Below are 10,684 nucleotides of genomic sequence, written 5' to 3' on the forward strand. Positions count from 1 at the left end.
TCGGCCGTGGCGCCCCCGGTGCGCCCGCCGACGGATCTCCTGGAGGTCGGGCGGGTCGACCGGCCCCACGGCATCAAGGGTGAGGTTGTCGTCTCCCTGGTCACGAACCGCACTGAGCGGCTCGAGCCCGGTGCCGAGTTGCAGACCGCCGAGGTCACCCTGGTCGTGCGGCGGGCGCGCCTACGCCAGGACCGCTGGCTGGTGGCCTTCGAGGGCTACGAGGACCGCGACGCCGCCGAGGGGCTGCGCGGCGCCACACTGCTCGCCGCGCCGCTGGAGGATCCCGACGAGCTCTGGGTGCACCGGCTCATCGGCGCCGAGGTGATCTCCGCCGACGGCCTGGCGCGGGGCACCGTCAGCGCCGTGCAGGCCAACCCGGCCAGCGACCTGCTGGTCACCGAAGGCGGCGCGCTGGTGCCGCTGACGTTCGTGGTGAGGGTCGAGGAGGGCGACGGGAGACCGGCCCGCATCGTCGTCGACGCGCCGGCGGGGCTCTTCGAGTTGCCCTGACGCACCGGGGAGGCGCCATGAGGATCGACGTGATCTCCATCTTTCCCGACATGATCGAGCAGTTCGCCTCCCACAGCCTGCTGGGCAAGGCCCGCAGGGACGGGCTCTTCGAGTTGCGGGTGCTGGATCTCCGCTCGGTGGCCACCGACCCGCACCGCTCCGTGGACGACGCGCCCTTCGGCGGCGGCCCCGGCATGGTGCTGGCGCCAGAGCCCGTCTTCGAGACCGTCGAGCGGGCCGAGGTGGCGCGCCCGCTGATCCTGCTGTCGGCGGCGGGGCGCCGGCTGGACCAGCGCACCGTCGAGACCCTCGCCGCCGGCGACGGTTTCTCGCTGCTGTCCGGCCGCTACGAGGGCGTCGACGAGCGGGTGCGCCTGGCGCTCGTCGATGACGAGATATCGGTGGGGGACTACGTGCTCGCCGGCGGTGAGGTGGCCGCCATGGTGGTGCTGGAGGCGGTCGTGCGGCTGCTGCCGGGCGTGATGGGCAACACCGACTCCGGCGGGGACGACTCCTTCAGCAGCGGGCTCCTGGGCCACCCGCAGTACACCCGGCCGGCGGAGTACCGCGGCATGGCGGTACCGGAGGTGCTGCGCTCGGGGGACCACGGGCGCGTCGAGCGCTGGCGCCGGGCGCAGGCCCTGGCGCGCACGCAGCGGCAGCGTCCCGACCTGATCGCCGCCCGCGGCGGTCTCAGCGAGGCCGACGTGGAGCTCCTCGAGGAGTTCGATCTGCTTCCCGACGGCTGAGCGGACCCGCTGACCGGTGGCACCGGGGAACTTCGGCCCTATCCTGCACTATCCCGTTTCCCCCGTCCCGCCTGACGTGTCCGTGATAGGAGACCGGCCATGCAGCCCACCGACCTGGTCGATGTGCAGAGCCTGCGAACCGACGTACCGGACTTCCGGCCGGGGGACACCGTCAAGGTGCACGTCCGGGTCACCGAGGGAAGTCGCGAGCGCATCCAGATCTTCCAGGGCGTGGTGATCGCCCGGCGGGGGTCGGGTGTGCGCGAGTCCTTCACCGTGCGCAAGGTGAGCTTCGGCGTGGGCGTCGAGCGCACCTTCCCCACCCACACGCCCAGCATCAGGGAGCTGGAGGTGGTCAGCCGCGGCCGGGTGCGCCGGGCCAAGCTGTACTACCTGCGCGACCGGATCGGCAAAGCGGCGAAAGTACCCGAGCGGCGCGTGGTCTGAGCCGCCCCGCCCGGCCGATGACCGCCGGTCGGCAACGGCTCGGTCGCTGGGGGGAGGACAAGGCCGCCGCCTGGTACCTCGAGCGCGGCTGGGAGGTGCTGGACCGCAACTGGCGCGGCACCGGCGGTGAGTTGGATCTGGTGCTCGGCCGTGGCGGCACCGTGGTGTTCTGCGAGGTCAAGACGCGCTCCAGCAGGGCGTACGGGCACCCGGCGGAGGCCGTGGATCGCCGCAAGCAGCAGCGCATCCGCGCCCTGGCCGTCCAGTGGTTGCGCCAGCACCACGAGCCGGCGGCGAACCTGCGCTTCGACGTGGCCTGCGTGCTGAAGGGCCGACTGGAGGTGCTGGAGGGGGCGTTCTGAGGTCGCCCGCAGGTACAGTGATGCCTCCGGAACGGGCTGTGGCGCAGCTTGGTTAGCGCGTTGGTCTGGGGGACCAAAGGTCCCGGGTTCAAATCCCGGCAGCCCGACTAGGATCCTCCGGAATCGGAAGGGTTCCAACTAGCCACGGAGGTCGGACATGCCTACGCCGCAACCCGCAATTTTCGCCGAAATGGGACAGCACCAGTGGTACGTCCACCTGAGCCGAGTGGACGGCGCCGATCTGGGTCACATCAAGAGCGTGATCGCCGACACCCGCGCCGCAGCCGACGCCGCCGGCGTCAACCTCGTGGTGGGCCTCGGGCCGAGCCTGCTGGCCGAGTTGACCGATGACGTCCCCGACGACTTCCAGGACTTCGTCACCATCGAGTCCACCGACGGCAGCGGGCGCGAGGCCAAGGGCACCCAGGAGGAGTTGCTGTTCTGGCTGAACAGCCCCGACAAGGACAAGGTCTGGCAGACGCAGTACGACGCCCGCACCGCCCTGACCGGCCACATGGTCGTGCCGCGCGACACGAACACCTTCATCCTGGGCGACTCGCTGGACATGACCGGGTTCATCGACGGCACCGGCAACCCCGAGCCCGAGCGTGAGCCCGAGGTGGCCCTCGTGCCCGACGGGTCGCCGGGCGCCGGCGGCAGCTTCATCCTCGCCCAGCGCTGGGTCCACGACCTCGAGGCCTGGAACCGGATGAGCGTCGCGCAGCAGGAGAAGGTCTTCGGGCGCACGAAGCCCGACAGCGAGAGGCTCGACCCGCAGGAGGACTTCTCGCACCTCAGCCACGTGGAGTTGCGCGAGGGCGCCACCGCAGACGACTCCAAGCCGAAGCGCAACGAGATCGCCCGCCGGTCCACTCCGTACGCCTTCCACGGCGCCGTATCCGTCGTGGGCCTGTACTTCATGGCCTTCTGCCGGGAGCAGGCCCCCTTCCGTGAGCGCCTGCGGGCCATGTACGGCCTCGACGGCACCGGCGTGCGCGACCGGTTGACGGACTTCTCCAACCCGGCGTCGGGGTCGTTCTACTTCGCCCCGTCCACCGAGGCTCTCGACGCCATGCTGGCGTAGGCCGCGACGCAGCAGCCTCGGAGCAAGTTCGTGCCCCGGTCCGACCCGGCCACGAGCAGTTTTGCAGCGGCGCCGGGCGGTCCGGAACACCTGCCGGCGCGGCGCGGCATCGCTTGTCGCCCCCGGCTGGCAGGTAGCGTTGCGGCGTGTGTGGGCGCTTCGTTTCGGCGAGTTCGGCTGAGGACGTAGCCGGTTACTTCGGGGCGGAGCTCGGCGCCGCCGCGCTGCCGGAGCCCAGCTACAACGTGGCGCCGACCAACGACGTGTACGCCGTTCTCGTGAACGAGGGGCTCTGGACCCTCGACTCCCTGCGCTGGGGCCTGATCCCGCCGTGGGCCAAGGACCACAAGATCGGCAACCGCATGATCAACGCCCGCTCCGAGACCGTGGCGGAATCCAAGGCCTACCGCCGTCCCTTCCGGGCGCGGCGCTGCATCATTCCCGCCGACGGCTTCTACGAGTGGGTGCCGGTCCCGGGGGAGCGGCACCGCCAACCCATGTACATCCACCGCGTCGACGGCGAACCGCTCGCCTTCGCGGGGCTCTGGGAACGCTGGAGGCGCCCCGAGGGCGATCCCGTGCGCTCCACGACGATCATCACCGGCCCCGCCAACGAGCGGATCGCCGCCGTGCACGATCGGATGCCGATCGTGCTGCCGCCGAGCGCCTGGGAGCAATGGCTCGACCCCGACTGCGACGACGCGTCGGCGCTGGGGGACCTGCTGGTGCCGGCCCCGTCGAAGTTGTTCACCTTCCATCCGGTCAGCCGGGAGGTCAACAACCCGCGCCGAAAGAGCCCTCACCTCATCGAACCTCTCGCTCCCTGAGGTCCTGTGGCGCGCGCCCGACTCTCCGCGACTCCGGGCGCCGTCCCGGCGCATCCGGCGCAGCAGGACTGGCGATCGCGCCTCGAGCGGGCCACCCTGCGCTGGCAGGCCCGGCTGGACACCGCGGCCGTGGACAATGTCCTGCCGTGGATCATGGCGCTGGCCGGGGGCGGTGTGCTGGCGGGCCTGGCGCTGACCCGTGCCGATTCGCTGCAGGCGGGAACCGAGCTGGCGCTGTTCAACCAGAGCATCTGGCAGGTGAGCGAGGGGTTCCGTCCCCACTCGACGCTGGTCGGCGGCGACTACCTGGCCCGCAACGGGGCGTTCATCATCTACCCGCTGTCGGTGCTGGTGCGCTGGCTGCCGATCACCACCACCGTGCTGGTGGTCCAGGCCTCGGCCCTGGCGCTGGGGATCGTGCCGCTGTGGCGCATCGCCCGGCGCCGTGCCGACCTGAAGGTGGCGCCCGCGGCGGCCGTGGCGTTCGCCTACGCCGTCTACGCCGCGCTGCACAACGCCAACCTCTCCGGCTTCCATCCCGAGACGCTGGCGGTGCCTGCCCTGCTGGGCGCCGTCTACTACGGGCTGGGCGCCCGCTGGACGCCCTTCGGCGCGCTGGTGGCGGTGGTGCTGGCCTGCCGCTCCGAACTCGGCTGGATGGTGCTGGTGCTGGGTGTGCTCCTGGCGACCGAACTCCGCCCGCGGGCAACCGGCGCCGACGAGCTCGAACGCCAGGACTCGTTGTGGCGGGTCCCGGCCCGGGTCGGCCGCTCGCTGCTGGCAATCTCGGGACGGCACTCCCGTACCGCGCTCATCTGGGCGTTCGTGGGGCTGCTGTGGTCGCTGCTGGCGACCGAGACCATCCAGCCTCTGCTGGCCGGCGGCGAGTTCCCCCACCTCGCCCGCTACGCCGAGTACGGCGACTCCAGCACCGCGGACGTCATCTGGGGGATCGTGCGCCAGCCGCACGTGTTCCTCGGCAACCTGGTGACCCAGGAGAACTTCCTGCTGATGGTCACCCTGCTGGCCCCGGTGCTGTTCCTGCCGCTCGTGGAGTTGCGCTACCTCATGCCGGCAGTGCCCTTCTTCTTCGTGCAGCTGGCCTCGGACGCGCCGCAGGCCCTGCTGGCCGAGACCGTGCCGGTGGCGGTGTTCGTGCTGGTGGCGACGACCTTCGCCCTGCGCCGAGCCGGGGCGATGCTGGTGCGGCGCGTGCGGGTCAACCGCCGCCTCGTCGTGACGCTGCTGCTGGCCTCCGCCATCTTCTTCGTGCGGGACGCCGCCAGCTCGCCCTTCCACGCGCCCTGGCAATGGACGCGCGACGCCGCCGACAGCGACCGGCTGGCGGCCACCGAGCAGATTCCCGACGACGCCGCCGTGCGCGCCTCACCGCACCTGCTGCCGCTGCTGGCGGAGCGGAACGTGCTGTTCGAGTTGGAGACGGCAGGATCCTCGGCGCGCGCCGCCGCCCAGTCGGCCGTCGAGGGTGTCGGATGGATCGCTCTGGATCTCGCCTCGGCCGAGCAGTGGGGCTCGGACTCCCTGGAGGTCGAGCGCTTCGACACCACGCTCCGCCAGCGGGGCTGGGAGCGGGTCTTCGCCGCCGAGCAGGTGCGGGTCTACCGCTACGCAGGCCCGGGGGCGGTCGGCGCCGCGCCCGACTCCTGACCTTCAGGCCTCGCTTCCCAGAGCTTCCCGCAGCCGCGCCGCGTGGGCGGCCAGCTCCGGCTGGTCGACGCTCGTCGCCGCGTTGGCGAAGTCCAGGTCCGACATGGAGTCGGCGCCGAAGACGTGCAGATGAACGTGCGGCACCTCGAAGCCCGCCATCACGGTGGCGACCCGCTCCGTTCCGAACGTCTCCATGATGGCCCGCCCCACCCGGTGGGCCACCGCGGTCAGATGCATGTTGGTCTCGACGTCCAGGTCCAGCCAATGATCCACCTCGGCGACGGGGACAACCAGCGAGTGGCCCGCGGTGAGCGGGTTGATCGACAGGAACACGGCGCAGCGCTCGTCGCGCCAGACGAAGTGCCCCGGCAACTCGCCGTTCAGGATCCGTGTGAAGAGCGTCGCCATCGAGTCCTCCCGCTCTGCTTGGAGTCGTGGACCGCACGGTACTCTCCTGCCGTGGTACCGGAGAGCCTGCGGCGGCAGATCTGGACTGTTCCCAACCTGGTCACGGTGCTGCGGCTGGGCTGCATACCGATCTTCTGCTGGCTGCTGTTCGGTCTCGAGAGCCGCCTCGCCGCGGGGATCCTGCTGGGGGCGCTGGGCGCCAGCGACTTCGTGGACGGCTACCTGGCGCGCCGCCTGGACCAGGCGACCGAGCTGGGAGCCATCCTGGATCCCGTCGCCGACCGGTTCATGTTCTTCGCGGCGGTGATCTCCATGCTCGTCAGCGGTGACGTGGCCCTGTGGTTCGGGATCATCGCGCTCGTCCGGGAGTTCGGGCTCTCGACCGGCACCCTGGTGCTGGCCTCCCGGCGCCTGGGGTGGCTGGGCGTGAACGCCTGGGGCAAGGCCGGCAGCTTCGGCCTCATGTTCGCGTTCCCGCTGTTCCTGCTGGGGCAGGCCGACATTCCCGGAGCGGGCGGCTGGACCATCGCCGGCTGGGTGTGGGGCATCCCGTCGCTCGCCGTCGCCTGGTACGGGGCGTACCTCTACGTGCTGGCGGGCCGCCGCGCTCTCGCCGAGTCGTCGGAGCCGGCGCCCGGCGGGCCGCCTGCGGCGGAGCGCTGAAGGCGTTGCCGGGGACTCCTGACGGCCTTGCCGGGGGCTGGCGATGGCGGGAGCCGGATTACCGGTGGGCTAGCGTTAACCCGATGGCGCAGCCCACGCGGCGACTCGTCGACCCTCGAAATCCCCGGTGAACGTCCCCGAACTGCTCCGGTACTCCACCGATCACGGCTGGGTGGCGCAGGAGGGCGAGGGGCAGGACCACCTCGTGCGCGTCGGCCTCACCGACTTCGGTCAGGATCTGCTCGGTGAGGTGGAGTTCGTCGACCTGCCGGAGGTGGGGAGCCGGCTCGATGCGGGCGACCTGATGGCGGAGATCGAGGCCCGCAAGGCGACCAGCGAGCTCTACGCACCGCTGGCGGGCCGGGTCGTGGCCGTCAACGGGCTGCTGGCCGAATCCCCCGAGGTGCTCAACACCGACCCGTACGGTGACGGCTGGTTGTGCCTCCTGGCGCCCGAGGACGTCGCCCGCCTCGAGGAGTTGATGGACGGCGCGGCCTACGCGAGGTTCGCCGGTGGTTGACGAACCGCTGGCGGGCATCAGCGAGGTCGTCAACGGGCTGCGCAGCGACTTTCCCGACGTGTCGGTCTCCAAGCTGCGGTTCCTCGAGAGCCAGGGTCTGATCGCGCCGCACCGCACGGCCAAGGGGTACCGGAAGTACTCCCGCACCGACGTGGCCAAGCTGCGCTGGATCCTGACCCAGCAGCGGGAGAACTTCCTGCCGCTGCGGGTCATCAGGGAGCGCATGGCCGACGTGGAGTGGAGCGCCCGTGTCTCTGAGGAGGCGGAGCGGCTGCCCGACGTGGACGTCAGCGATCGGGTCCGGCGCCTCGCCCCGCCCCCGCCGGCGCCGGAGCCCGCCGGGACGGGCTTGACGCTGCCGCAACTCGCCAACGCCAGCGGGCTGAGCCTCTCGGCGGCGCGGGAGTTGACGCGCTACGGCCTCCTGGTGCCGCGCCCGGCCGCCGACATCGACTTCTACGACGCGCAGGCTCTGGAGGTGGCGCGCATCGCCCGGCAGATGTTCGACCAGGGTCTGGAACCGCGGCACCTGCGGGTCTTCAAGGCGTCGGTGGACAGGGAGATGGACCTCTCCACCCCCGCGGTGCAGCGGGTCCTGCAGGCCGGCGGCGCCGACGCCCAGCACCGGGCGCGCGAACTGCTGGCGACGCAGGCCGCGCTGGCGTCCTCGCTCCGCGAGGCGCTCGTGCGGCGCACGCTGCAGAGCCTCGGCTGAGCGTGGCGCCGGCGCCCCCGGCGCTCCCCGCCGGGGGCGCCACCTACGACCGAGGCAGGATCGCTGAGCGCGTCCAGGCGCTCGGGGCGGCCATCTCGTCGGATTACGCGCCGCGCCTCGGTGACGGTGACGCCGTCGTCCTCGTGGGTGTGCTCCGGGGTTGCCTGCCGTTCCTGGCCGACCTGGCACGGACGTTGCGCGTGGATTCCGAGATCGACTTCCTGGCGATCTCCCGCTTCGCTCCCAACTCCGGGCGGGTACGGATCACCCGTGACCTGGATATCGACATCGGCGGCCGTCACGTCCTGCTGGTGGAGGGGATCGTGGACAGCGGACTCAGCGTGGGCTTCCTCTGCGGCGAGTTGCGCCGCCGCTCCCCGCTCGGCGTCGAGGTCTGCACGCTGGCGGATCGCCCCCTCCGGCGGGTCCTCCCGCTGGAGCCGCGCTATGTGGGCTTCACGGTGGACGACTCCTTCCTCGTCGGCTACGGGCTCGAGCACCGGGGTCGCTACGGGAACCTTCCCGACCTGCGAGCCGTGGATCGTCGCGCCCTCGAAGACGACTCCGACGCCTACGTGGATTCCCTCTACCGGTTGCGGGCGGACCGCCGGCCCTAGGCCCCTCCCGTAGGGGGGATGGGTGGGTCTGCGGCTATTGTCAGGGTGTGATCGAGATGGACCTGGTCGGTGTGCGCATCGAGTTGCCCACCAACACGCCGATCCTCCTGCTGCGCGAGCAGGCTCCGAATCCGCGGCTCTTGCCCATCTTCATCGGCGCGCCGGAGGCGACGGCCATCGCGCTGGCCCTCGAGGGTGTCGAGGTGCCGCGCCCCATGACGCACGATCTCATCAAGGTCATTCTCGAGCACATGGGTGTGGCGCTGCTGCGGGTCCTGGTGACCGAACTGCGCGACAAGACGTTCTTCGCCGAGCTGGAACTGGGTGAGAACGGCCAGACCCAACGGGTGTCGTGCCGCCCTTCCGACGCGATCGCCGTGGCGGTGCGCTGCGGCGCTCCCATCTTCGCCGCCGAGGAGGTGCTGGCGGACGCCGGCTACCGGGAGCGGAGCGACGCCGAGGAGTCCGAGGACGGCGAACCGGAAGAGGCGCAGGATCCCGACGAGGTGGTCGAGCAGTTCCGCGAGTTCATCGACACCGTCCGCCCGGAGGACTTCGAGTCCTAGGAGCTGTCCGGGCGGGACAGAGCAGGGGGCCGGGGAGATATCCCCAGGCCGGCGCGAATTGCAGTAGAGTAGTTACAGCGCTGGACGCAAGCTTCTGGAGGGGACGTCCATGAGCGACAATGTCGTACGTAGCTACACGTCGAAACAGGCTCAGGAAATCGCCGGGATCACCTACCGGCAGCTCGACTACTGGGCGCGGACCGATCTGGTGCAGCCGTCGGTGACGTCGGCGGACGGCAGCGGATCCCGCCGTGCCTACTCCTACGGCGATCTGCTCAAGCTGCGGGTCATCAAGGATCTCCTCGACAACGGGGTCGGCCTGCCGCAGATCCGCGACGTGTTCACGAACCACAAGCACATCCTCGGCGAGGACCTGGCCGGGGGCAGGCTGGTCATCAGCGGCGACGAGGTGCTGTTTATGACGGGCCCGGACGAGTTGGTGGCGTTGCTCCAGCGACCGGGCCAGCAGGCGCTGGCGCTCATCATGCTCGAGGTCGAGGGAATCAAGGAGCAGCTCAACGGCGCCATCGTCAGCGAACTCGGAGAGAGGCGCGACGGCTCCGCCGGGGCGGAGGGCGACGAGCAGCCGGCTGCGCCGGAGGTCGGCGAGGCCGGCGAGGCCGGCGCCGGCTACGGGACCTGAGGGAATCTCAACGCCCCCGGGACTCCGGCGGCGTGCCGACATCCGATCCCGCCGCCGGCGGGCCGGCCTTCGCCCACTCCTCGGAGCGGGCGTTCAGTGAGCTTCTCGACTTCTACGGCGTCCCGTGGGAGTACGAGCCCACCACCTTCGTGCTCGAACGGGATCCCTCGGGACGCGTGCTGGAGGCCTTCACCCCGGACTTCTACCTGCCCTCCTACGACACCTACGTGGAGTTGACGACCTTGCAGCAGAAGCTCGTCACCAGGAAGAACCGCAAGGTGCGCAAGCTGCGGACCCGCTATCCCCACGTGCGCGTGAAGGTGCTGCACCGCCGGGCCACGCTGGGCCTGCTGGCGAAGTACGCCGGGGAGTCCGCGGCGGCCTGAGCGGAGCGTCGCGGCGTGCCCTGCCGCGGCGGTGGGTCAGATCGAGGTGGCCCTCTCGAGCAGGCTGTCCCCGTCGACGCCGCCGACGCCGCGCTCGACGACTTCCCCTGACGGCGAGAGCAGCACCCAGGACGGGTGGGAGAATACGCCCAGCAGGGCCGCAGGGTCGAAGGACTCGCTCCACACGACGGGGAACGACGCGATTCCCGTCATCGCCGCGAAACTCTGCGCCTCGGTGAGAGTGTCGGTCACGCCCAACCCCACGACCAGGACCTCATCTCCGTGGTCTCGAGCGAACTGCTCGATGCCGGGGGCTTCCCGGCGGCAGACCGGTCAATGGGGCGCCCAGACCCACACGAAGATGGGCCGGTCGGTGGGTGCGAACGAGGACAACACGACGTTCTCGCCGCTGAATACGTCGATGACCGTCAAAGTGGGGAGGTCGTTGGGGCCGGCCGGGGGTGGCGGCGGAGGGGGTTCGGGCGGCGGCGGCGGTGGCGGTTCGGGCGGTGGCGGTGG

The 10,684-nt window shown here is 71.0% G+C and carries 17 protein-coding genes and 1 tRNA gene; 15 read left to right on the top strand and 3 right to left on the bottom strand.

Annotated features, from left to right (window positions below):
• Positions 1 to 6: 6 nt before the first annotated feature.
• The 8 genes from rimM to OXG55_03415 all read left to right on the top strand — a co-directional run bounded on the left by rimM (position 7) and on the right by OXG55_03415 (position 5,647).
• Positions 7 to 510 (top strand): ribosome maturation factor RimM, encoded by a 504-nt coding sequence (rimM, locus tag OXG55_03380; GenBank protein MCY4102301.1) that lies wholly within the window; start codon positions 7 to 9, stop codon positions 508 to 510.
• A 17-nt stretch (positions 511 to 527) separates the two neighbouring features.
• On the top strand, positions 528 to 1,259 hold the full coding sequence (trmD, locus tag OXG55_03385) for a tRNA (guanosine(37)-N1)-methyltransferase TrmD (protein MCY4102302.1): 732 nt from the start codon (positions 528 to 530) through the stop codon (positions 1,257 to 1,259).
• 99 nt (positions 1,260 to 1,358) lie between these two features.
• Complete coding sequence (gene rplS, locus OXG55_03390) at positions 1,359 to 1,706, top strand: 50S ribosomal protein L19 (GenBank protein ID MCY4102303.1); 348 nt, start codon at positions 1,359 to 1,361, stop codon at positions 1,704 to 1,706.
• 17 nt (positions 1,707 to 1,723) lie between these two features.
• Positions 1,724 to 2,068, top strand: a complete 345-nt coding sequence (locus OXG55_03395; GenBank protein ID MCY4102304.1) for a YraN family protein — start codon at positions 1,724 to 1,726, stop codon at positions 2,066 to 2,068.
• Positions 2,069 to 2,100: 32 nt separating this feature from the next.
• Positions 2,101 to 2,175 (top strand) — tRNA-Pro (locus tag OXG55_03400).
• A gap of 50 nt (positions 2,176 to 2,225) precedes the next feature.
• Positions 2,226 to 3,152, top strand: coding sequence for a Dyp-type peroxidase (locus OXG55_03405; GenBank protein ID MCY4102305.1), 927 nt, complete (start codon positions 2,226 to 2,228; stop codon positions 3,150 to 3,152).
• Between the two features lie 146 nt (positions 3,153 to 3,298).
• Positions 3,299 to 3,979 (top strand): SOS response-associated peptidase, encoded by a 681-nt coding sequence (locus OXG55_03410; GenBank protein ID MCY4102306.1) that lies wholly within the window; start codon positions 3,299 to 3,301, stop codon positions 3,977 to 3,979.
• 6 nt (positions 3,980 to 3,985) lie between these two features.
• Positions 3,986 to 5,647, top strand: coding sequence for a DUF2079 domain-containing protein (locus OXG55_03415; GenBank protein ID MCY4102307.1), 1,662 nt, complete (start codon positions 3,986 to 3,988; stop codon positions 5,645 to 5,647).
• Between the two features lie 3 nt (positions 5,648 to 5,650).
• Here the strand turns inward: OXG55_03415 and OXG55_03420 are convergent, their stop codons facing one another.
• Positions 5,651 to 6,055, bottom strand: a complete 405-nt coding sequence (locus OXG55_03420) for an HIT family protein (protein MCY4102308.1) — start codon at positions 6,053 to 6,055, stop codon at positions 5,651 to 5,653.
• A gap of 51 nt (positions 6,056 to 6,106) precedes the next feature.
• Between OXG55_03420 and OXG55_03425 the strand changes: the two genes are divergently transcribed.
• From OXG55_03425 to OXG55_03455, 7 genes are all read left to right on the top strand, one after another.
• Positions 6,107 to 6,718, top strand: a complete 612-nt coding sequence (locus OXG55_03425; protein MCY4102309.1) for a CDP-alcohol phosphatidyltransferase family protein — start codon at positions 6,107 to 6,109, stop codon at positions 6,716 to 6,718.
• Positions 6,719 to 6,845: 127 nt separating this feature from the next.
• A complete protein-coding gene (gcvH, locus tag OXG55_03430) occupies positions 6,846 to 7,238 on the top strand; it encodes a glycine cleavage system protein GcvH (protein ID MCY4102310.1) in 393 nt (130 codons plus the stop codon).
• Positions 7,231 to 7,953: a MerR family transcriptional regulator gene (locus tag OXG55_03435; GenBank protein ID MCY4102311.1), complete on the top strand. Its 723-nt coding sequence runs from the start codon at positions 7,231 to 7,233 to the stop codon at positions 7,951 to 7,953. Before gcvH ends, OXG55_03435 begins: the two co-directional genes overlap by 8 nt.
• A gap of 2 nt (positions 7,954 to 7,955) precedes the next feature.
• Positions 7,956 to 8,570, top strand: coding sequence for a phosphoribosyltransferase family protein (locus tag OXG55_03440; GenBank protein ID MCY4102312.1), 615 nt, complete (start codon positions 7,956 to 7,958; stop codon positions 8,568 to 8,570).
• A 47-nt stretch (positions 8,571 to 8,617) separates the two neighbouring features.
• Positions 8,618 to 9,136 carry a bifunctional nuclease family protein gene (locus OXG55_03445; GenBank protein ID MCY4102313.1) on the top strand — a complete coding sequence of 173 codons (519 nt, stop codon included), beginning with the start codon at positions 8,618 to 8,620 and terminating at the stop codon, positions 9,134 to 9,136.
• A gap of 109 nt (positions 9,137 to 9,245) precedes the next feature.
• Complete coding sequence (locus OXG55_03450; GenBank protein MCY4102314.1) at positions 9,246 to 9,779, top strand: MerR family transcriptional regulator; 534 nt, start codon at positions 9,246 to 9,248, stop codon at positions 9,777 to 9,779.
• 32 nt (positions 9,780 to 9,811) lie between these two features.
• Positions 9,812 to 10,165, top strand: coding sequence for a hypothetical protein (locus tag OXG55_03455; protein ID MCY4102315.1), 354 nt, complete (start codon positions 9,812 to 9,814; stop codon positions 10,163 to 10,165).
• Between the two features lie 36 nt (positions 10,166 to 10,201).
• On the opposite strand, the gene OXG55_03460 is transcribed toward OXG55_03455, so the two are convergent.
• Together OXG55_03460 and OXG55_03465 are read right to left on the bottom strand one after the other, a co-directional pair.
• The gene (locus tag OXG55_03460) at positions 10,202 to 10,417 is read right to left on the bottom strand and encodes a hypothetical protein (GenBank protein ID MCY4102316.1); all 216 of its coding nucleotides are present in this window, start codon (positions 10,415 to 10,417) and stop codon (positions 10,202 to 10,204) included.
• 81 nt (positions 10,418 to 10,498) lie between these two features.
• Positions 10,499 to 10,684 (bottom strand): hypothetical protein (locus OXG55_03465; GenBank protein MCY4102317.1); only part of this gene is annotated, 186 nt, incomplete at its 5' end.

Source organism: bacterium (assembly GCA_026708055.1).
In the GTDB taxonomy this organism is placed as follows: domain Bacteria; phylum Actinomycetota; class Acidimicrobiia; order Acidimicrobiales; family CATQHL01; genus VXNF01.

Coding starts and splice junctions, on each gene's coding strand:
- OXG55_03420 (MCY4102308.1), bottom strand. CDS start 6,055: ATGGCGACGCTCTTCACACGGATCCTGAACGGCGAGTTGCCGGGGCAC.
- rplS (MCY4102303.1), top strand. CDS start 1,359: ATGCAGCCCACCGACCTGGTCGATGTGCAGAGCCTGCGAACCGACGTA.
- OXG55_03395 (MCY4102304.1), top strand. CDS start 1,724: ATGACCGCCGGTCGGCAACGGCTCGGTCGCTGGGGGGAGGACAAGGCC.
- trmD (MCY4102302.1), top strand. CDS start 528: ATGAGGATCGACGTGATCTCCATCTTTCCCGACATGATCGAGCAGTTC.
- OXG55_03405 (MCY4102305.1), top strand. CDS start 2,226: ATGCCTACGCCGCAACCCGCAATTTTCGCCGAAATGGGACAGCACCAG.
- OXG55_03450 (MCY4102314.1), top strand. CDS start 9,246: ATGAGCGACAATGTCGTACGTAGCTACACGTCGAAACAGGCTCAGGAA.